The following is a 21094-nucleotide window of genomic DNA, read 5'->3' on the forward strand; positions in this document are numbered from 1 at the left end:
AAGTGAATGGCGATGCTGGCAGGATGTATCCTGTTGCATGCTGATGTATTCCGGCTAACAAATAACGATTGGAGCCTATGGCGATGAGCTGGACAGACGAGCGCGTCGAAGTTCTGAAAAAACTGTGGAGTGAAGGCCTCAGCGCAAGCCAGATCGCTGCACAGCTTGGCGGTGTGAGCCGCAATGCGGTCATCGGCAAAGTGCATCGGTTGAAACTGTCAGGACGCGGGAAAACCACCACAGCTGCCCCGCGCAGCAAAAAAGTGGCTCCGGCACCGAGCGTTACAGCCTCTGCGCCACCAAGACCGGCAGCCCCGCCGGTAACACCGGCAGCAACAGCAGCTCATATTCATGTGCAAGCGCCTGTGCGCCCGACCGTCACCAAGACAGTTGGCGCAGCCGCTCTGCAAATGGAATATGAAGCCGATACAGCCATTGCCGAACCGGTTATGAAGCCTGCGTCCGATGTGGTTATTCCAATCTCACGCAAGCTGACTTTGTTGCAGCTGACCGAGCGCACCTGCAAATGGCCGCTTGGTGATCCATTGTCGGAAGAGTTTCACTTCTGCGGTCATGAATCCGGTGAAAGCAGCCCTTATTGCGCTTATCACGCCAAGCTTGCTTATCAGCCATCTTCAGAGCGCCGTCGCGCCCGCTAAGCTGGCTTAAAAATACAAATTGAAAAACCACATCATGCACTTCGCTGATGTGGTTTTTTATTGTTTGCTATCCATCAAAATTTTCTCATAAATCGCACAAGTCTGATCAGCGATATGATCCCAGCTGAAATCCTGCTGTACTTTAGTGCGCTCTACAACATCACCTGCCGCCGTTTTAGCGGCCATGAGTTGCCTTTCCAGCGCGCGGGTCAGTGCCGCAATATCACCAAGCGGAAAATAGCACTCATCCTCAAGCCCTATTTCTTTATTGGCTACAATATCACTGGCCAAAACCGGCATGTCGTAATGCAATGCTTCCAGCAATGCGATCGGCATACCTTCATGGCTGGACGGCAAAATAAACATACCTGCATTGGAAAAAATAGCGGCGAGCTCTTCTCCCGCTAAAGCACCAGTCATGATCACACCACGCACTTCACTGGCACGCGCGGCCACTTGCATGTAATAATCAGAATGTTCATTACCACCGCCAACCAGCACCAATGGAATGTCCGGCCGGTTTAAATCCGCATAGGCATTAATTAAATCAAGCTGGCGCTTTTCCGGCACAATCCGCGCGACATTGATCAGATAATTGTCAGGAGTAAGCTGAAATTTCTTCAGATAATCGGTATTTGCGCGACCTTCAAAAACCGCAACGCCATTGGGGATATATGTCACCTCAACGTCGTAGCGCTTTTGCATCGTCGCAGTGATATTGCGCGATACAGCAATGCGGGCATTGCTATATTTCATGCCCATATATTCGCCAAGCTTCAAAACTTTGCGCGCGACTGCGCCCCATTTTTGCCGGTCATAGTCAAAACCGTGATGCGTCACCACCACTTTTAAGCCCAGAGCCCGCGCCAATGGCGCCATTAATGCGGGACCAATAGCATGGATATGCAAAATATCCGCTTTATGTTTTGCGGCATAAAACACACCCACAAAACTATTGATGATCGCTTCCAGATATTCCGAGCGCGGCGCATAAAGCGGCACTACAAAAACATTGCCCCAGCGATAGAGTGTTTTTTGCTTTAAGTAATTCCGCCGCCCGATAACCGTAACATCGTAGCCTTTATCGGTGCATAGCTGGCTTAAAGCTTCGACATGCTTTTCCACGCCGCCCTGCACATCAGGAATGCCCCGCAAACCAACCATAAAAATACGTTTACGCGCCACATCTGCCCTCATCAGCGGCTTTCAAGTGACGCATAAAGATCAAGCATCGCGTTTTTATATTGTATGCTTGAAAAAACCTCACGCACCCACTGCGCTCCCTCAATTGCCATTAAGCCACGTTTTTGCGCGGTAAACCCTGCCATCATCGCGATTTTCTCGGCCAGATCCTGCACATTGCCAGGCTCTGCCAACAGGCCAGTTTCCCCAACACGCACGAGTTCCGGTATGCCGCCAATCCTGCTGCCGATGACCGGCACCCCCAAAATATAAGCTTCCAAAATACTCAACGGCGCATTTTCATACCATTGCGATGGCAAGACAAGCGCCGTTGCTCCGTTGATTGTGCGATGTAAATGATCCGCTTGCAAATGTCCTACAAATTCGACATCCGCCTGAAGCTTTGCGACTAATTGTTTAAGCTGCTGCTCCAAGGGGCCGGAGCCGGCAATCAGCAATCTTTGTTTACTCGCCGCCACCGCTTCAATGAGTGTTACCAGTCCTTTTTCTTCCGACAATCTTCCGGCATAAAGAAAATAATCGCTGTTCCTTAAAGGCGCACGCGCCAGATCAAGATCAACGAAATTCGGTATATAAATCAGCTTGTCTTCCGGCCAGCCCCATTCAATCAGTTTTTCGCGGTAAAACCGGCTTGGTACGACAATGCGATCCAGATTATCGCGGTAAAGGCCAAGGCTTCGATGCACCAATGTTTCTAAAAACACCAAACCACTAAGCGCTACGGAATCTTTAATACAGCGCTGCCGCACCACATTATAAATACGCCCGCCCTTGCAGCGCTCGCAGATCTGATCATGGCTCAGCATTTTATAGGCAGGACAGGCAAGTTTAAGGTCATGCGCCGTCATTACGGTCGGGATACCGGCTTTTTTCAGCACCGGAAAAATGGCCGGAGAGAGATGATGATAAACATTATGCGCATGCGCAATATCGGGGCGCACATCTTCGATAAGGCGCTCAATATTGCGCTGTGCTTCGCGTGAATAAATAACTTTCGCGGCCTGCGATAGTTTTTGGCTCAAGGAGAGACGGCGGCCATATTCAATTTCGCCCACGAAATAGGACGCATAATCAGAGGGCAAATTTTCCGGATGCTGCATGGCAAAAGGTATGGAGCGCCAATCAGCATCATCGAAAAGCTGCATATGTTCAAAAAATAAAGTTTCCGCGCCACCACGGCGATAAAAATAATTATTAATCGCAAGAAGTGTCTGCGGCACCTTTTTCATTCTCTGTTTTGTCCCTGCAACAAAGCCATCGCATCTCTGACCGGCAGAATGCGGCAGGATTTTTCGGCGGCATAGGCCACCAGCTTTTCAAACAAATCCCGCGTGCAGCCATAGGGGCTTGGATTATCATCCACATCATGTGTGAAGAAAATCAACCAACCCGGATTTCTTGCAACATCTTCAATATAGGAAGAAAGCGTGCTGAATTTTGCATCCGCACCACCGATTTCCACACCATATAAAAAATCACGGTTGACCCGTCCGCGATTAATTTGATTGCCGCTACCGCGACAAGAACTAAACCGGTTAGCCAATAAGTTTCGTGCCCGCCATTTTGGGGCATTATATGGATAGGCAAAATTGCGGAACTTACCTTCCTGCGGCGCCAAACTATCAAGATAGGCTTTGTTGCGCGCCAGATCACGCTCTAGAATTTCACGCGAAAGCTTGCTCATTTTGCGATGTGAAAAACTATGGCACGCCACTTCATGTCCGGCACGCGCCAGATATTGCACATCGGCGGGCGAAAACATCCGTATCTCGCCTTGCATCTTATCTTGCAGGCCACCGGCAATATAAAAAGTGCCGCGTGCATTATAGCGCTCTAAAAGCGTCGCGCCGCTACGCACTGCCGAATGCGGCACATCGTCGAAAGTAAAAGACACAACCGGTTGTTCCAAGCGAACATCCAGTCTGCGGCGTGGGAAATAACGCATCATCCGGTCTGAAACCCGGTCAGACCAGTCATTAAAATTGAGAAGCTGTCTTGTCACGCGTCGTCCTGCCTGACCATTATTCCATTCCATTTTACAAACGCTATAGTGAAAGGCGTGAAGGAACCAATTGACGATAGGTTGAAAACTATCATAAGCCACAAGATCAGAACAAAGAGTAAAGCTTCACTGCCACGAGGCGAGCAGGATATAAAAAATTAAAGCCACTGCCATTAAGGGAATTCAGCTTGGGGCAAAATCAATCAGCCAAGGTTAAGAAGCCATCACGCCCATTGGGTCAGATGTTGCTTTCTTATGCTGCGTCAAGCGGCAGCCTGCTCGCCGCCAATGTAGCGCAGCTGATGACCTTTGCCATTCTTGCCCGTTCGCTGGGGTCTGAGCATTTTGGTTTGCTGGTCACTATTCTCGCCATCACTGCGATTGCCACCCATATTTGCGGCCTTGGCTCCACCGAGTCTCTGGTGCGCCGTGTTGCCCAAAATAAGCAGGTTTACACTGTCCTCTTCGGCCATTGTCTCAGCCTCATTGCTTTAACAGGTGCTGCCCTTGTGCTGCTTGGCATGAGTGTTCTCCCGCTCTGGATTGAGCTCACCACTCAGGGCAATTTTAGCGAATTTTCCATTCTGCTGCTGCTGATAACCAATATTGTACTGGTGCGGCTCATCTTGCTGGTTGAGCAGATTTATATAGCGCATGGTCAATATCAATCGGCCAACCTTTCGGTAGTTGGCTTTGCTTTTGCGCGGATGTTTACGGCAGCTGTTGCCTGTCTGGTTTTCACCACCGAAGATATTTTCACATGGGCGGTCTGGCAATTTGCCTGCCATGTCATCGTGATGGTGTTTTACTATCGTTATATCTGGCGATTGGGTAAGCCGGTTTATCGTATCATCCGCCATGAAATCCGTCTTGGTCTGCTTTTTGCCAGCCAGTTCGTGTTTAAAACCGCACGCCAGAATGTCGATTTGCTGATGCTCAGCACGCTGATGCCTGCCGGTTTTGTCGGTTCTTATGCGATTGTGCGTCGTATCATCGACAGCAGCACCATGGGCATTGAAGCGATGAACCGCCTCGCCTATCCCCGCCTTGCAGTTGCAAGCTCCAAGGGCATTCAAAATGCTTATGCTATGACCAAAAAACTGCAACTGGCAGCGCTTGGTATCGGCTTTTTCACCTCTTTAAGCATTTTCATTTTTGCACCAGTGCTGCCCTATTTGTTTGGCTCCGATTACGACACATTGGTGCAATATTCGCGTATTTTATGCTGGACGAATGTGTTTTTCGCGCTTTGGGCGGTGCCGATTGAAACATTGGGTGCGGCAGGCAAACATGGCTATCGCTCGGCCATTCTCAATGGTGCCAATATTTTTGGCGGTGCCTTGCTGGCTTTAGCGACATGGGCTTATCCGCCGCAAGGCACATTTGCCGCCTTTTATGTGATTGATCTGGCCTTAGCCATTGCGTCATGGATTTGCCTGCTTAAAACTGTCCGCCAGTCTTAAAATCATGGCTCTTTCAAAATAGTGCTTTCAATAAAGCTTTGTGGTGCAGTGCGCTTTTTGAAAAAACCAAAAGGCAATGCTGCGGCATGGAAAACCCATGCCACCACCGAATAAAGCCCCATCGCCAAGCTTTTCTGTTTGAACGTCATCAGCAAGACAGGCGCAAAAACCACAACAGCTGCCACCCACAAAAAATGAACATTCATGTAGGCAGCCGCTAAAGCCGTGATAATGGCAAGCCACCAGCCATAAACCAACACCCAGAGTTTCAGTTCCGGCAATGTTTTGAAAAGCTGGCCAACATAATTGCCGTTTAAAGCCGCGCGCAAAATTTCGCCGCTGCCTTGCAAATAACCCGATTTCCAGCGTCGTTTCAGCAAAGAATAAGCATTTGTGCTATGGCCTGAATGGCCGACAAAAGGCATATCCAGCCGGTGCAATTGCCAGCCATGTTGCGCAAGCCGCAAACCTAAATCCAGCTCTTCGTAAGCATGCAGATTACGATCAGCAAGATAGCCAGCAGATTGCAGGCTTTCACGCCGGTAAAGTCCGCCGCCATTCATGCGATCAATCATCCCTGCCGGATTTTCAATTCTTTGACGTTTTGCGCGGCGCTGATATTCCAGACTGCTGACGTTTTTCTCCATCACATGGCCGGTCACACCCGCCAATTGCGGATGACTTTTTAAAAAGCCTAGCGCTTCATTTAAAAAATCAGGTGCCAGCTCCATGTCACCATCAAGCAGACAGATAAAATCACCATTTGCATATTGATAGCCAAGCTGCGCACCTGCCCCGCAACCAGCTTTGGCAGGTGGCCTGATTTGCACAATCATCACCGGAAACTGTTTGGCTATTGCAATGGTCTGATCGCTTGAGCCACTATCAGCCACGATAATTTCGCTGACTAATCCAGCCCCATGCGTCAGCACCGCCTCAATACAGCCTGCAATATTCTGCTCTTCATTTAAGGTTTTGATGATGACTGAAATAGTCACTTTTGCCTCTGCATTGAAACCCGACTATTCATCTAACCATATGTCATGAATTGTGCTACAGCCAAACGCAATTAACTGAAGCTTTGATTGGTATTCAGCCATGACTGGGATGAGCCCTTACATAATAAAAATCATTTCCGACCCTGAGGCGCTCTCTCCTTTGTGGCCGCAAGGGGGGTTGAACGAAAGCAATAAAGCACAAAGTTACATTTTTCAAAGCAAGGCCTTTCTCCAAGCCTGGGCAAAAAGCTATGGTGCGCGCAGTGATTGCCAAATGCTGCTGGTGGAAATTTATAAGGCCAGTAATGAGCCACTGCTCTTTCTGCCGCTTGCCCTTAGCCAACAGCGCGGCATCAGCACGCTAACCTTCACCGATCATGATGTCTGCGATTATAATGCGCCGATTTTATTTGATGATTTTTCAACATGGTCAAAAGCGCAGATACTGAATTTAATCAAAGAAATTTGCAGCAAACTTCCACCTGTCGATATAATTGATTTTCAAAAAATGCCGCAATGGGTGGGCAATGAACTTAATCCGCTGTTTCTGATTGCCTCGCATAGTCACGCCGAGGCGGGTCATTTTTCCACCCTTAACCAACCCTGGCCGCAACTCGAAAAAAGCCTGCACCGGATTAAAAACACCAAGCAGCGCTACCGCAACTTACTGCGCATGGGCGGATTTGAGTTTAAAATTGCGGAGAGCGACGAAGAACGCCGCGCATTCATTGCGGCCTTGATTGCACAAAAGCAGCGCCGTTTTGTCGAAACCAATGTGCCGGGTTTTCAGGAACATCCAGAAAAACAGCAGTTCTTTGAACAAGCTACGGATTATTTCGGCCAAGCGCAGAGCCTGCATCTGGCTGCCCTGTTAATGAATGGCGAGATCATCGCAACCCTTTGGGGCTTGCTGGATGGCAAAACATATTTTGGCATGATGATTTCAAATGAAGCCGGACATTGGTCAAAATATTCACCCGGCATGGTGCTGCATTATCTGGTCATGCAGGATTTACACAAACACGGTTTCGACATTCTTGACCTTGGCGTTGGCAATGAAGCATGGAAGGTCAATATGTGCGACGGTGTGCGGGTTTTGCACGATTATAAAGCCGCTCTCACCCTCAAAGGCCGTCTCGCTTTAAGCGCACAATCACTGCTGACCGGTTTGCGATCAACACGGATATGGCAGGCAATTCGTCCGCTCAAATGGAGGCTTTTACGCCTCGTCAAACCATCAAAGTAAAAATAGAACCACTGTCTTTTTTAACGCGTTTCTTCATCTGAAAAACGCGCAACACCTCACGATTTCACGCAAAAAAGCGGTAAACGCACAATAAAAGTAGTGCCTTTGCCAATCTCAGATCGCACATTCATCTTGCCGCGGTGACGGGTGATAATGTGTTTGACGATGGCCAAGCCCAGTCCAGTACCTTTTTTGGCATCACCCGTTTCTGCATTAATGCGATAGAACCGCTCCGTCAGACGCGGCAAATGTTCAGCAGCAATGCCTGCGCCAAAGTCCTGCACCGAGATAATCGCCTCATCCGGCGAAGGAACCCCATGTTTTTTAAGGCTAACAATAAGCTTCTTGCCACTTTCACCATATTTGCAGCCATTTTCAATCAGGTTTTGAAAAAGCTGGATTAGCTCATCACGCGACCCTGCCACATAGACAGGTTCATCATGAAAATCATGCTCAATCACCACGCCCTGCGCCTCGGCCATCGGCACCAGACTGTCGGTGACATGATGTAATATAGCGCCTAAATCAACCTTGTCTTCTGTGCCGACATTAGGCCGTGTTTCAAGCCGTGATAAAGACAACAAGTCGTCAATCAAACGCGACATGCGGTCGGCCTGTTTTTGCATGATCTCCAGAAAACGGTCACGCGCTTTGACATCTTCACGTGCCGGCCCTTGCAAGGTTTCAATAAACCCGCGCAACGAGGCAAGCGGTGTGCGCAATTCATGGCTGGCATTGGCGACAAAATCCGAGCGCATGCGGTCAATACGGCGCGCTTCGGTCTGGTCGCGAAAAATCAGCATAAATAAATCATCACGCCCCGCCTCAAGCGGCATCAGAACGGCTTTGTACCAGCTTTCAATCGGCAATCGCTCGAAATAATCAATGCTGCGCGGCTGACCATCTTCAACCACCTCATGCAGCATATGCAGCATTTCCGGTGCGCGAAAACGTAAAAACACGATGGTTTCTATTTCCATGGAAGGAAATGCCGCCTGTGCTGCCGGATTGGTATAGATCACCGAACCGGAGCGATCAAAAATTACCAGCGGATCACTTAGCAAACCAGCAATTTTTTCTGCACCGATGTCAGCCAAAGCGCCTTTGCGCTTGGTGGTTTTTTTTCGGGTAATTTCAGGTGGAGCAGGTGGCGAAACCACCAATGTCAAAGCCAGAATGACGCTGAGCAGCAAGAGATAAAGCACCAGTGGCGGCCAGACTAGCCAGAAAACAAAAGCCAGCACGACGACTGCGAAAATCAGATAAAGGCGACCTTGCTGCCAAAATTTCATCAAAGCTGACCAGATCCCCTGCTCATCATGATTGTTCATTCATTTTCCTCGCAAAAAGCAGGGCTTTAAAACATTTCAAGCCACAGGGGATGATCAGCATCAATATATAAAACCGTTACGTCAAAACAAGGCCGCATGCATGATTGCTTGGCACCGCTGACAACATTCATCTGCCTGACAAATCATGGCCTTAAACATAGTTAAAGACTATGACACTTTGATTACTCAAGCACTTTTCAAACGTAATAAAGCTTAATAAGATCAATCATCAAGCGCAATCGAGAGGATATTGCATTGGCCAGTGATAAAGCCGCACAGACGGGCAGTTTTTCCAGACATCCGAAGCTGGAACCAATCAAACTTACCATTGCCGGTGTAGAGCGCGAGTTTGATATCGACAATCCGGAATTACCGGCCTGGATTGAGGAAAACGCTCTTGCCTCCGGCGGCTATCCATATCCCGATCAGATGCAGTCCAAAGAATATAAAGAAACCCTGGAACGGCTCCAAATCGAACTCGTTAAAATGCAATATTGGTTGCAGGCAAGCGGCGGGCGCGTCATTTGCTTGTTTGAAGGGCGCGATGCAGCCGGTAAAGGCGGCACAATTTTCACCCTGCGTGAATTTATGAACCCGCGTACCGCGCGCAATGTGGCGCTGACCAAACCCACCGAAACAGAAAACGGCCAATGGTATTTTCAGCGTTATGTGGCGCATTTTCCAACATCGGCCGAGTTCGTCACCTTTGACCGCTCATGGTATAACCGCGCCGGCGTTGAAGTGGTGATGGATTTCTGCACGCCGCAACAGCTTGAAACTTTTTTGATTGAAGCACCTGATCTGGAGAAAATGGTCGTCGCCGATGGCATTCATTTCTTCAAATTCTGGCTGGATATCGGGCAGGAAATGCAACTAAAGCGCTTTCATGAACGCCGCCACAGTCCACTTAAAGATTGGAAATTTTCGCCGATTGATGTGGCTGGCATTACCCGTTGGCAGGATTATTCCGATGCCTGCCATGTGATGATCGAGCGCACCAGCACCAAACATGCACCTTGGACAATTGTACGCTCCAATGACAAACGGCGGGCGCGGCTGGCCGCAATCCGCCGTGTGTTATTGTCATTGCCTTATGAAGGGCGCGACCTTGAGGCAATCGGTGAAGAAGACACCAATATCATTGGCGCAGGCACCGCATTTTTGGCATCCTCCAAGTAAACGGCATTTTGATAAAGAGCCTCACTGACCAATATTTGTGACGCATTGCTGCTTCTGAAATGAGGGGTCTTTTCCCAGAGGAAAGGCTCCCTCATCAGCTGCAACAGCGCCCGCCATGTGGCCAGAGAAATCATCATCCAGTAAGGCACAATTCCGAGCAGATAAGGATAACCATCCATCTCGCTCTTTTCCGCAGCCCTTGCACTCAGCAAATAATAGCTCACATAAGCCATGACGATATTCATCATATCAATGGTGAGCAGCATCACATGGCGCACTTCAAACGGTGAGAAAAAGGCAGAGACCACCAGAAAGATCATGGTCATCAACATCAGCGGATGGAACAGCGCCGAGATAATCAGCCCCAGCATATAAACCTGACTGATAATAAATCGCTTGAAGCCAAGCTGACGACTGGTTTCGGTCGGTTTACGCAAATGAACAAGGCTCGTTTGCATCCAGCCTTTCATCCAACGGGTGCGCTGCTTGTACCAATCCGGAAAATTCTCCGGCGCATCTTCAATCGTGCCATGGGTTATCGTTTTAATACTATAACCAAAACGTGCCAGACGAACACCGAGATCGGCATCTTCTGTCACATTATAAGCATCCCAGCCACCGACTTTTTCCAACGCGGAACGCCGCATATGGTTGGATGTACCGCCAAGCGGCATTACCAGATCATGGCGTGCCATCCATGGTAAAAGCCCGCGAAACAGGCCGGTATATTCAAACGAAAATAAACGGGTCAGGAAATTATTACGGAAATTGCCGATAATGAGTGGCGCTTGCACACAGGCAAGCTGCTCACCACCCTTTTGAAAAGCCGCCCAGGCATCCAGTAATTGCAGCGGGTGCGGGCGATCTTCCGCATCAAAAACCGCCACAAACTCACCGCGCGCAAATTGCAGCGCATAGTTTAAAGCCTTTGGCTTGGTGCGCGGGCCGACATTGGGCACCCGCACCACTTCCATAAACGGCGGCAGTTTAAAATAGCCAAGGATCCGCAGAGTTTCACGATCATCAGCTTCGCAAATGATTTTGATATCTAGCCGTCCGCGTGGCCAGTGCAAATTGCTCAATGCGTCCAGCAATTGCGGAATAACATCCGATTCTTTGTAAAGCGGCACCAAAACCGTGTAATTCGGCAGGTCAGATGGAAGCGGCAATGTCTGTTGTAGTTTTGGTAAACGCTGCGCCGACATTGCTGCCAATAACCGAATGCCAACACATGTAAAAAAGAAGCAGCTTAGAAAAATGTGAAAGGCAAATAGTGTCGGCCAAAGAAAGTTAAAAAAAAGAAAAGCAAGCAGACTGACAGAAAAAGCAATGATAAAGGCCTGACGCGTGTCCAACACACGTCGGCTGGAAAATTTAGCCGGTGTCATGGTGACAGCTTTACGAGCCAATTCATGCTTTTTACTGCGTCTGTCCAACAGTTGAATAACTGATGGCGGGCAAATAGCGATCTTAAAATTCAAGGATGGGTTGGTGCTTAAATAATATTTGAGTGTGGTCATGTGCTCCATCGAAGGAGACAGATAAAGCAGAACCTTGTTTTGTGCATCCAGCACCAAAGCGTGCTGTATGAAGCTCAATTCGGCCGGAACCCGGCTTTTATCATCAATCACACGGCATGATGTGACACGGTCACGAAAAGGCAGGTTCAGATAATCTGCCACCACGCCAAATAAAATAGTTTCACTGGCCACACCCGAGCAGTGAGCTTCATTAAAAAACAGGGCAGGATCATTTCCCGCCCTCACATAAGCTTTTTTAATATCGTTGCGGGCAACACCATATTGCTCAAGGCGCGCACTGAGATTGCAAAATAAATTAAAGTAATCCTGATTAACCCTGTCTGCTCTCAATCAAGTGCCCCCCGCACAAATAATCATGAGACCTCTACAATCATCAAACTATACTCAAAAGCGAAATTATAGACATAAAATTAGCTAAAACTTCGCAATCAATACTGAGGCTTACACAAAACTATACATTTCACAATATATCCTTTTTAATAAGAAGCGTATTGGTAATAAATACGTTTTCATATCCAAGGTTCTGATTTATATTAAGTAATCGGAATTCGTGAAAGCTGCGTGACGATTAATCAATATTTTTTTGATATTCTTTAAAGAAAAAATAAATAATTCTTTTTCATTATAGACTGAATGAGGTGCCGTTATGCGCATTTTTGCAATGTTTTTAGTAATCAGTAGCACTTTTTTCGGGCAAGCTTTTGCCGCACCTGCACAGCCGCAATTTATTAATAACCCGATCAAACAAAAACCAACTGATCTGACCGGCCTGACACGTTTGCGTTTTCTGACCACAACCGATTTTACCCCCTTTAATTCCATGAATGCTCAGGGCCAGCTAACCGGTTATAATATCGATTTGGCACGCGCTTTATGCCGCGAATTGAAACTGGAAAATATCTGCCAGATTGAAGCTCTGCCATGGAATGAATTACAAAAAGCCCTTGATAAAGGCGACGGGGAAGCAATAATTGCCGGCCTCGTTCCATCCGCAGACAATCGTCAGACCTATAGTTTTTCGCGTCCCTATTTGAAGTTTCCGGCACGCTTTATCGCTCTCAATGCGGTAAAAAGTGACACAAAAATCACAAAAAATGCGTTCGAAAAACCTGTTGGCATTCTTGCTGACAGTAAACATGCCAAAGTTTTCGCGCAATATTTCCCCGATATTAAAACTGAAAATTTTGATGATCGCGAAGCCATGCTGAAAGCGCTGCAAGCACAAGATATCGCCGCCATTTTTGATGATGGCCTTGCTCTATCTTTCATGCTTGAAAATAGTGACAGCAATCAATGCTGCCATTTTATTGCAGAGCCTTATTATGCACCGCAATTGGCTGACAACCAGATGACAATTGCCGTCAGCGCCAATAATCAGCGCCTCACCCGCGCCTTTAATTATGCTTTAGCGGCATTAGAGAAAAAAGGCGCATTAAATGAAATTTATATGCGCCATTTTCCGATTGGTTTTCACTGACAGGTTTTAGTCGAGCTTGCGAAAGCGCACGCGTGCGCTGCGCTCAATAGCGGCGACCGTGAGTTCATCAAGATCCCATCGATCACGCAGCATTTGCAGCAAAACAAGCTCTTCCTGCTCAACATGCAGATCAGCAGCGGCGATTTCTACCGCCAGAGCATAGGCCGTATCATATAATCTAGGTGGCAGAGCATCATGAGCAAGATCCAGAATTTTCTCCAAACCGTCTTCATCGGCAAGGAGATTATAACAATCTTCGGCCAGAGCCACAACGCGCTCTTTATCAAAACCTGTAAAAACCGGCAGTCGCGTAACCACATTGCCAATAGAGTCCAACTCGGCATCGGTCATCTGCGTATCGGCGGCTGATGTCAGCACCATAATATAAACAAGGGCATCCTGAGGCGAAATTTGCGGCATTGACAGCTCCTGCAATATAAATGAATCAGCTTAAACCGATTGATTTTTGAAGGTTAGGCAGGGCAGCACAACTGCGCAAGCGGTAATCTGTTGAAATTTAACAAAGCCTGACAATATAATCATCATGTGATTGCTGCAAAGAAACCACAACAATGCTGCGATTACTGCTTAAAACGCGCTAATATGATTGACGTAAACCCGCCGCAGCAATAGAGCATAGGAGAACGGCTCTGGGTGAGCCGTCTTTTTATGTTTGGCAGCGGTATTTTTCGCTACCCTTTAACTTTAGGAAAATCCTCATGACTACGCACCGCCTTCCCGAAATTATGCTGACCCCGGAATTGACCGCGGCGGCTGCGGAAGCCAAAGCGTGGCCATTTGAGGAGGCGCGAAAAATACTCAAACGGTACGAGAAAACGGGACTGCCCGAAACGGTTCTGTTTGAGACCGGTTACGGCCCGTCCGGCCTGCCGCATATCGGCACATTTGGCGAAGTGGCGCGCACAACAATGGTGCGCAATGCCTTTCGCGTGCTGACCGAAGATAAGGTCAAAACCAAGCTTTTATGCTTCTCCGATGATATGGACGGCATGCGCAAAATTCCTGACAATGTGCCTGACCGCACATTTTTGGAGCCGCATCTGCACAAGCCTTTGTCTGCCGTGCCAAACCCGTTTGGCAGCGAATACAAGACGTTTGCCGACCATAATAATGCGATGCTGTGCCGCTTCCTCGACACTTTCGGCTTCGATTACGAATTCGCAAGTGCCACCGAATATTATAAGAACGGCCGTTTCGACGAAGTTCTGCTTCTTGCAGCTGAACGCTTCGACGACATCATGAATGTAATGCTGCCGACCCTTGGTGAAGAACGTCAGGCAACCTACAGCCCGTTCCTGCCAATCTCACCAATCTCCGGTCGTGTCCTTTATGTGCCGATGAAGCATGTCGATGCGAAAAACGGCACCATCACCTTTGATGATGAAAATGGTGAAGAAACTACATTGCCTGTTACCGGCGGCCATGTGAAGCTTCAATGGAAGCCGGACTTCGGCATGCGTTGGGCGGCACTTGGCGTTGATTTTGAAATGTTTGGTAAAGACCACCAGACCAATGCTGTTGTTTATGACCGTATTTGTGAAATCCTTGGTGGCCGTGCGCCGGAACACTTCGTCTATGAACTGTTTCTGGATGAATTGGGACAAAAAATTTCCAAGTCCAAGGGCAATGGTATTTCCATTGACGAATGGTTGACCTATGCGCCAACCGAAAGCCTCGGTCTTTACATGTTCCAGAAGCCAAAGACTGCAAAGCGTCTTTACTTTGATGTGATCCCAAAAGCGGTTGATGAATATTTCACTTATCTTTCCGCCTATGAGCGTCAGTCCTGGAAAGAGCGTCTGAACAATCCTGTCTGGCATCAGCACAGCGGCAATCCGCCAAAGGTCAACATGCCAGTGCCGTTTGCACTGTTGCTTAATCTGGTCAGCGCTTCAAACGCTGAAAACAGTGATGTGCTCTGGGGCTTCATTTCGCGTTACGCCGAAGGTGTCACAGCCGCCACCAATCCGGAACTGGATGCTTTGGTTGGCTATGCGCTGCGTTACTTCAACGACTTCGTCAAACCAACGAAGAAATTCCGTGCGCCGGATGATGTTGAGCGTGATGCTTTGGCACAAGTTGAAGCCAAGCTTGGCCAGATTGATGCACAGGCCGATGGAAGCGCCATTCAAAACGCTATTCTCGATGTTGCCCGCGCGATTGAGCGCTATCAGGATCATACCAAGAAGAGCCCTGAAGGTGGCCCAGGTGTTTCGGTTTCCTTCTTCCAGATGCTCTATGAAGTGCTGATCGGCCAAGAACGGGGCCCACGCTTTGGTTCTTTCATTGCACTTTACGGCATTGAAGAAACCCGCGCACTGATCAACAAAGCGCTGGCTGGCGAACTCGTTTAACAGCTTCGTTTAGAAATAAAAAAAGCCGCTGAGATAATCAGCGGCTTTTTTATAACTTAATTTTGTGGTGCAGGCGGAAAATACCCTACCGGTCGTTCATTATTATTACTCGGGATAGCAGGTGGTATCTGCATGCTTGGCTGCGGTAAAGGCAATAGCTCCGGCATCATCGAAACCGGCTTATTACCCCAAATGCCGCGTTTGGCATTTTCTGCTTCTTTGCCAAGTTCCGCATAAGCACCCGTTTCAACGGCCTTGACCCAGCCATTGCGCACCAGCCAAAGTGCAGCATTTTCTGATCCACGCTCGCAATCGGTTGTTACCGGAATGCCCAGACTATCATCCTGCGGCAAGCGGCAATTTAGCGTCTTGCTGCCAAGCCATGAACGAAAAGCCGTGCGGGCATGGATGCCACAATTCCACGACATCAGATTGTCACCACGGCATTGCTCATTCACTTCCGTCACAACAATATCATCCAAGGTGATGACACGGCCACTGCCCTCCACGCGACCAGCGGCAACAACAATCGCCCCATGCACCATTTGCATAGGCTGATCTTCAGGCACCAGATTGGCTGCCCGTTCTGCTTCAGCTAAAGCACCTTCATCTTCAGCGGGCGTGGTTTCTGGTAAGGCAGGCTCTGATGTTTTCTCAGGCGCATTATCCGGTTCAGACGTTGCTTCAGCCTCTTCAATCTCAGTAGCAGGCTGATCCTGCCCGCTGTTCTTTTCAGGCTCGGTATAATCAAAATCTTCAATGATGACCGATTGTCCGTCTGCCGTATCAGCGATCACCGGCTCCAATGCGCCATAAAAAGGCGCAATAAACACGGCCGCCAATGCTGCACCGGTCAGTGTTGCCAGACAGGCAGGCACGGCTTGTTTATAAGAAATAGCCATTACTGACTTGCCCATACAACGCGCGCGATCCACTCGATCTGATGCGATTCAAATGTGCGGTTAGGATGTTCCGGATTAACCGACAATAATTCAATATTGCGTGGGGTCTGGCGCTGCAAAATCTTTGCCATCACCTCCCCTTCTTTGGTTTTAACCACCACACGGTCACCGCGGCGCACGGATGCATTCGGCGAGACAATCAATGTGTCGCCATCGCGGTAAAGCGGCAGCATGGAATCCCCAGACACTTCCAGTGCATAAACAGTTTCCTCAGGCGCTGCCGGAAACTCCACCACATCCCAGCCTTGTCCAGCGGGAAAACCTGCATCATCAAAAAAGCCGCCAGCCCCGGCCTCAGCCATACCAAGCAGCGGGATAGAGCGCGGCTGCTCTAAAAAGTCACTCGGATGCAGCGAGCTTTTGCCGCTCATCAGCTTGCTGAATTCTTCAAAGCTGGAGCCGGTCGCTTCAATCACCTTTGACAAAGATTCCGTTGATGGCCAACGGGCTCTGCCGTCCGCGGCATGGCGTTTGGATTTATTAAATGCAGTCGGATCAAGTCCGGCGCGTCGTGCCAAGCCGGACGGGCTCAAAGAATATCGTTCAGCCAGCGCGTCTATAGCGGCCCAAACACTGTCATGCGAAAACATGTCGGCAACCTTAAAAGGATTAATTACCCATAGATGAATTTTATAAGGATAAACTACCTAATTTCAGCTAATATTGCAAGGTGTTCAAACTGACAGGGGTATGGAAACCATTCGCCTTAAGGATATTTTCCCATGCCACGAGAGGCATAGCCATTCAGCTTGCCGTACCCGATGAGCCGCTCCCTTTAATAAATACCGTTAGCGCGCTGTAGCTCACGCACATAAGCCACGATATTCACCAGATCCTTTTCGGAAACATCCGGCTGCGGTGGCATATCACCAAACTTCCAATGATGCGCGCGCACGCCATTGGTGGCAGCAATGTAAAAAGCATAGTCAGAGTGATGTGAAGGTTCATAAACCTTATGCACCAGTGGCGGCCCCACTTCCGTACCGGCGGCATTATTGCCATGACAGGCAGCACAAGTCTCATTAAAGGCGTCTTCACCCAATCGAGCCTGCATTGTGAATTTTTCCGGCACGGTCACCGCCACCAGAGGTCGCCCTGCGCCCTCAGCCTGATTGGCAGTTTGATTAGCTTGCCCGTTATTGCCAACAAATTTCCAACCCAAAATAGCAGCCACGCCGAGCACAACAGCCACTAAAAGAGCGGCATTAAACTTACCCATTATCCCCTCATGATATGCTTAACCAACCAGCCCACATCATGCACAGATCAATCATGGTAACTATATGGCAAAATAATTCTTTAACCTGAAAAGGCAGCGTTTAACGGCTTTATGTACAAATAAAGCAATAAATTAACCAAAGGTTTAACCAGTTATTTACCATATTTGTAAGAAAGTGGGCGCGTCACATCCATAGTTTTCTGTGCTTCGGCGCTTGTGGTTCGGCACTCTTGTTATTTGAAAAGCGGCATATGTCATGACCAATACACGTTCACCTTTACAAGATCTGAATATGCGTCGTGCCCATAATGCGCCGATGGATGAGCTGCATAAAACACTGGAAACACTCGAGCAGAGATTGAAAGAAATGACGGAAGCGCAGCCGGTTCCGGCTGCTTCAAAGTCAGATTTCTTAGAAGCTGAATTGCCGTCACGTGCCGAGCCGCGCATGAGCCTGGCCGATATTACCGCCTCGCTTGACAGTCAGATTGCCGCCAGCGCTGAAAAGCCGATGCCGCGCAAATTTTCTGCACCATTGCCAAAAGCTGATTTAACCTTTGACGAAGAGCTGGCGCGCATTGAAAGCAGTGTTGATATTTTAACCGCACAAAATGCTGAAACAAACGGCGACGATACATCTTTGCGCCATGCACGTGAGACAGCAGAACACCTGCAAGACGAGTTGGAAGCCCTGAAGCGGATGATGCAAACAATGGCGCGTGAGGAATCACTGCGCAAATTGAACCACCGCTGGGACCAGTTTGACGAAAAATTTGAAGCTTTTGAGCAGAGCCAAAATCAAAAAGCGGAAGCGGAGTTTCCCGAACTGAACTCCATCAGCGACCGTTTGGATGATGTGCGCCGTGCTATTGATGCCATGCCGCAAATGCAGGCCGTGTCCATTCAGCCGCTTGAAGACCGCATCAGCGGCTTAGCGCAGTCGATCGAACACATGATCGGCCAGAAGGATGAATATGCTATCCCGCCGGTGCTGGATGAACGCCTGGATGAAATCAGCCGTGCAATCCTTGCCGGCAATATGAAACGTCCAGACATCGAAGAAATCCGCCGTGCAGAAGCCGTTTCGCAGGAAGTGCTGTCACGCATGGCAGAGCTTTCGCAGCGCATTGATTTCTTAAGTGATAATAGTTCCCTGCCATTGCAGCAGATCGATACGCTGGCCAAGCAAATCCGCCTGATTGCCACCTATATCGACCGTGCATTGGAAAGCGGCCCGGCACTTGAGCTGGAAAAGGTCAACACACGCCTTGATGATATTACCCGTCAGCTGAATACGGTTGAATCCCGTTTTAGCATGCCGCAGGAAGCAGTTTTTGCCGCCCTCGATCAGCGCTTCGATGCGCTTGTGTTGCGCCTTGATGAGCAGTTCTCGCAGCCTTCCAGCAATCATGACATGATGCAAAGTCTGGAAGCGCAGATTGCATCAATTGCAAAACAATTGAGTGCACCGCAAGATCATCATCCGCTCATCAAAAATCTGACGCCACGCCTTGAACAGATTGAAACAGCTGTTCTTAAAACGCGTGAAGATACGCTGGACATCGCACGCAAAGCCGCTGAAGCCGCGATGGAAAAATTTGCAGCCCAAGCTCATCAATATGATACAAGTCTGGTGAAAGAGCTGGCAGAAGACATGCGCGCGCTGGAAAAGCTTGCACGCAGCAATGACGAGCGCAATGTCAAAAGCTTCGATACTGTTCATTCAACTTTGCAAAAGGTTGTTGACCGCCTGAGCGCTTTGGAAGAACAGCATAAAGCACCGAGCCTGACAGCTGCTGCTGTGGCGGCACCCGTTGCTGCACCAGCCACCAAACCACGTGTCAAACCTGCGGCAGAAACAGTAAAACCAACTGTAGAAGCCCCTAAACAGGCCGCACCAGCCGCCAAGCCGCTTTTAAGCGCGACCAAAGAGCCAAGCGCAACCGTTTCTTCTGATCTTTCTGAGGTAAGTGTCACCCGCGACCTGCCGGTTATTCAAAGATCAACAGAACTGCCTGATCTGAACGCCATCATGAAACGGGTGCGCGGCGAACCGGGTTTAACCTCAAGCCTGCGTCAGGAAAAAGATCTTAAGAGCGATGTTATCGCTGCTGCCCGCACTGCTGCACAAACAGCCGTTCAGGAAGCCGAGCGCATCAGCGCGGAAGAACAATCCGAAAAAGGTCAAGAAAAAGCGCCGAAGAAGTCTTCTTTCACGCAGCTTATTGCCCGTCAGCGCAAGCCTATTTTCTTAGGCATTGGCGCAATTATGATGGCACTGGCAGCTTTGCAGGCCGGCGAAATCTACTTCAATAAGTCACTGGTTGCTCCGCAGCCACAAATGGCTAATTCTGACACCACAGTTGAAGATCTGATTGAGAGCAACAAAGTTGCAGAGATCGCAGAGACTGAAAAAGCACCTGTTGTGGCTGTAACCTCCCCTGTTGCAGAAGAAAAAACTGAAACAGCACTGATAGAAGCAACTGCACCTTCAAACCCTGCGTCAAAGCTTGAAATGGCTGCTTCTGAAACGGTTGCAAGCAGTGCACCTGCAGCTGACCCGACCGTTATGACAGCCTTACCTGAAATGACTGCCGAAGCTGGCCCGAGCGCCTTGCGCAAAGCCGCGGCTGGCGGTGATGCAATGGCACTGTTTGAAATCGGCAATCGCTATACTGACGGTGTCGGCACACAGGCAGATTTAACCAAAGCCGCTACATTTTATGCAGCAGCAGCCGCACGCGGCTTTGCTCCGGCACAATATCGCTACGGCAATTTGAACGAAAAAGGCCTTGGTATTCCGCGTAATATCGACAAAGCCAAACATTGGTATTTAAAGTCTGCCGAAAAAGGCAATGCCAGCGCCATGCACAATCTGGCTGTGCTTTATGCTACTGGCGGCGACAATGCTCCTGATAATAAAGAAGCTATCAAATGGTTTGAAAAAGCTGCCGAACTGGATGTGAAAGACAGCCAGTACAATCTGGGCATTCTTTATGCGCAAGGTATGGGCACCAAGCTTGATCTGGAAGAAAGCTATAAATGGTTTGCACTGGCGGCGCAGTCCGGCGACAAAGATGCAGCTGAAAAACGCGACCAGGTTGCCAAAGTTTTGGGTAGCGAACGCCTGAAACAGGCTGAAGGCAAGGTTGCACTCTGGAAGCCGAAAGAACTCGACCAGACAGCTAATTCCGTCACCATTCCAGACAGCTGGGTGGATGAAAATCCTGTACAGACAGCATCGGTCGACATGAAAAAAGCCGTTCGCAATATTCAGCTGATTTTGAAGAAGAACGGTTATGATATTGGTACTGCCGACGGGCTGATGGGTGATAAAACCCGCTCCGCTATCAAGATGTTCCAGCAAGCCAATGGTGAAGAACCAACCGGCGAAGTCAATCCGCAGCTGGTTAAACTGTTACTTGATCATAATAAGTAA

Annotated in this window: 17 protein-coding genes; 7 read left to right on the forward strand and 10 right to left on the reverse strand. The window is 48.9% G+C overall.

What is annotated here, in order from left to right:
• Positions 1–83 precede the first annotated feature (83 nt).
• The gene (locus tag ABDZ76_RS03115) at positions 84–659 is read left to right on the forward strand and encodes a GcrA family cell cycle regulator (RefSeq protein WP_343801169.1); all 576 of its coding nucleotides are present in this window, start codon (positions 84–86) and stop codon (positions 657–659) included.
• Between the two features lie 57 nt (positions 660–716).
• Here the strand turns inward: ABDZ76_RS03115 and ABDZ76_RS03120 are convergent, their stop codons facing one another.
• From ABDZ76_RS03120 to ABDZ76_RS03130, 3 genes are read right to left on the reverse strand one after another with little or no spacing between them, the layout of a single operon-like run.
• Entirely contained in the window at positions 717–1844 is a 1128-nt protein-coding gene (locus tag ABDZ76_RS03120) for a glycosyltransferase family 4 protein (protein WP_343801172.1), read from the reverse strand.
• Positions 1845–1855: 11 nt separating this feature from the next.
• Complete coding sequence (locus ABDZ76_RS03125; protein ID WP_343801175.1) at positions 1856–3091, reverse strand: glycosyltransferase family 4 protein; 1236 nt, start codon at positions 3089–3091, stop codon at positions 1856–1858.
• Positions 3088–3897, reverse strand: a complete 810-nt coding sequence (locus tag ABDZ76_RS03130; RefSeq protein WP_343801178.1) for a polysaccharide deacetylase family protein — start codon at positions 3895–3897, stop codon at positions 3088–3090. Before ABDZ76_RS03130 ends, ABDZ76_RS03125 begins: the two co-directional genes overlap by 4 nt.
• A 155-nt stretch (positions 3898–4052) precedes the next feature.
• On the opposite strand from ABDZ76_RS03130, the gene ABDZ76_RS03135 reads away from it, so the two are divergent.
• On the forward strand, positions 4053–5327 hold the full coding sequence (locus tag ABDZ76_RS03135) for an oligosaccharide flippase family protein (RefSeq protein WP_343801181.1): 1275 nt from the start codon (positions 4053–4055) through the stop codon (positions 5325–5327).
• 2 nt (positions 5328–5329) lie between these two features.
• Here ABDZ76_RS03135 and ABDZ76_RS03140 read toward each other — a convergent pair whose 3' ends face one another.
• Positions 5330–6325, reverse strand: coding sequence for a glycosyltransferase family 2 protein (locus ABDZ76_RS03140; RefSeq protein WP_343801184.1), 996 nt, complete (start codon positions 6323–6325; stop codon positions 5330–5332).
• A 274-nt stretch (positions 6326–6599) separates the two neighbouring features.
• Between ABDZ76_RS03140 and ABDZ76_RS03145 the strand changes: the two genes are divergently transcribed.
• Positions 6600–7571, forward strand: coding sequence for a GNAT family N-acetyltransferase (locus tag ABDZ76_RS03145; protein ID WP_343801187.1), 972 nt, complete (start codon positions 6600–6602; stop codon positions 7569–7571).
• 56 nt (positions 7572–7627) lie between these two features.
• Here the strand turns inward: ABDZ76_RS03145 and ABDZ76_RS03150 are convergent, their stop codons facing one another.
• On the reverse strand, positions 7628–8902 hold the full coding sequence (locus tag ABDZ76_RS03150; protein ID WP_343801190.1) for an ATP-binding protein: 1275 nt from the start codon (positions 8900–8902) through the stop codon (positions 7628–7630).
• 249 nt (positions 8903–9151) lie between these two features.
• On the opposite strand from ABDZ76_RS03150, the gene ppk2 reads away from it, so the two are divergent.
• A complete protein-coding gene (ppk2, locus tag ABDZ76_RS03155; protein ID WP_374844553.1) occupies positions 9152–10081 on the forward strand; it encodes a polyphosphate kinase 2 in 930 nt (309 codons plus the stop codon).
• Here ppk2 and ABDZ76_RS03160 read toward each other — a convergent pair.
• Positions 9994–11952 carry a glycosyltransferase family 2 protein gene (locus ABDZ76_RS03160; protein ID WP_343801196.1) on the reverse strand — a complete coding sequence of 653 codons (1959 nt, stop codon included), beginning with the start codon at positions 11950–11952 and terminating at the stop codon, positions 9994–9996. The two genes, ppk2 and ABDZ76_RS03160, sit on opposite strands and share 88 nt — an antisense overlap.
• Before the next feature lie 316 nt (positions 11953–12268).
• On the opposite strand from ABDZ76_RS03160, the gene ABDZ76_RS03165 reads away from it, so the two are divergent.
• The gene (locus tag ABDZ76_RS03165) at positions 12269–13099 is read left to right on the forward strand and encodes a transporter substrate-binding domain-containing protein (RefSeq protein WP_343801199.1); all 831 of its coding nucleotides are present in this window, start codon (positions 12269–12271) and stop codon (positions 13097–13099) included.
• A 6-nt stretch (positions 13100–13105) separates the two neighbouring features.
• Here ABDZ76_RS03165 and ABDZ76_RS03170 read toward each other — a convergent pair whose 3' ends face one another.
• Positions 13106–13519: a tellurite resistance TerB family protein gene (locus tag ABDZ76_RS03170; RefSeq protein ID WP_343801203.1), complete on the reverse strand. Its 414-nt coding sequence runs from the start codon at positions 13517–13519 to the stop codon at positions 13106–13108.
• A gap of 299 nt (positions 13520–13818) precedes the next feature.
• Here ABDZ76_RS03170 and ABDZ76_RS03175 point away from each other — a divergent pair, with 299 nt between their 5' ends.
• Positions 13819–15474 carry a lysine--tRNA ligase gene (locus tag ABDZ76_RS03175; RefSeq protein ID WP_343801206.1) on the forward strand — a complete coding sequence of 552 codons (1656 nt, stop codon included), beginning with the start codon at positions 13819–13821 and terminating at the stop codon, positions 15472–15474.
• 56 nt (positions 15475–15530) lie between these two features.
• Here ABDZ76_RS03175 and ABDZ76_RS03180 read toward each other — a convergent pair whose 3' ends face one another.
• The 3 genes from ABDZ76_RS03180 to ABDZ76_RS03190 form a co-directional block, all read right to left on the reverse strand.
• Positions 15531–16376: a thermonuclease family protein gene (locus tag ABDZ76_RS03180; protein WP_343801209.1), complete on the reverse strand. Its 846-nt coding sequence runs from the start codon at positions 16374–16376 to the stop codon at positions 15531–15533.
• Entirely contained in the window at positions 16376–17026 is a 651-nt protein-coding gene (locus ABDZ76_RS03185; protein WP_343801212.1) for a S24 family peptidase, read from the reverse strand. The genes ABDZ76_RS03180 and ABDZ76_RS03185 overlap by 1 nt, the downstream gene beginning before the upstream one ends.
• Before the next feature lie 185 nt (positions 17027–17211).
• Positions 17212–17655, reverse strand: coding sequence for a c-type cytochrome (locus ABDZ76_RS03190; RefSeq protein WP_343801215.1), 444 nt, complete (start codon positions 17653–17655; stop codon positions 17212–17214).
• 256 nt (positions 17656–17911) lie between these two features.
• Here ABDZ76_RS03190 and ABDZ76_RS03195 point away from each other — a divergent pair, with 256 nt between their 5' ends.
• Positions 17912–21094: a peptidoglycan-binding protein gene (locus ABDZ76_RS03195; protein WP_343801218.1), complete on the forward strand. Its 3183-nt coding sequence runs from the start codon at positions 17912–17914 to the stop codon at positions 21092–21094.

The organism is Paenochrobactrum glaciei (assembly GCF_039522165.1).
GTDB lineage: Bacteria > Pseudomonadota > Alphaproteobacteria > Rhizobiales > Rhizobiaceae > Paenochrobactrum > Paenochrobactrum glaciei.

Bases quoted from the DNA above. Each gene is read 5' to 3' on its own strand.
- ABDZ76_RS03115 (WP_343801169.1), top strand. From the start codon at position 84: ATGAGCTGGACAGACGAGCGCGTCGAAGTTCTGAAAAAACTGTGGAGT.
- ABDZ76_RS03125 (WP_343801175.1), bottom strand. From the start codon at position 3,091: ATGAAAAAGGTGCCGCAGACACTTCTTGCGATTAATAATTATTTTTAT.
- ABDZ76_RS03130 (WP_343801178.1), bottom strand. From the start codon at position 3,897: ATGGAATGGAATAATGGTCAGGCAGGACGACGCGTGACAAGACAGCTT.
- ABDZ76_RS03145 (WP_343801187.1), top strand. From the start codon at position 6,600: ATGCTGCTGGTGGAAATTTATAAGGCCAGTAATGAGCCACTGCTCTTT.
- ABDZ76_RS03150 (WP_343801190.1), bottom strand. From the start codon at position 8,902: ATGAACAATCATGATGAGCAGGGGATCTGGTCAGCTTTGATGAAATTT.
- ABDZ76_RS03165 (WP_343801199.1), top strand. From the start codon at position 12,269: ATGCGCATTTTTGCAATGTTTTTAGTAATCAGTAGCACTTTTTTCGGG.
- ABDZ76_RS03170 (WP_343801203.1), bottom strand. From the start codon at position 13,519: ATGCCGCAAATTTCGCCTCAGGATGCCCTTGTTTATATTATGGTGCTG.
- ABDZ76_RS03175 (WP_343801206.1), top strand. From the start codon at position 13,819: ATGACTACGCACCGCCTTCCCGAAATTATGCTGACCCCGGAATTGACC.
- ABDZ76_RS03180 (WP_343801209.1), bottom strand. From the start codon at position 16,376: ATGGCTATTTCTTATAAACAAGCCGTGCCTGCCTGTCTGGCAACACTG.
- ABDZ76_RS03185 (WP_343801212.1), bottom strand. From the start codon at position 17,026: ATGTTTTCGCATGACAGTGTTTGGGCCGCTATAGACGCGCTGGCTGAA.
- ABDZ76_RS03190 (WP_343801215.1), bottom strand. From the start codon at position 17,655: ATGGGTAAGTTTAATGCCGCTCTTTTAGTGGCTGTTGTGCTCGGCGTG.
- ABDZ76_RS03195 (WP_343801218.1), top strand. From the start codon at position 17,912: ATGACCAATACACGTTCACCTTTACAAGATCTGAATATGCGTCGTGCC.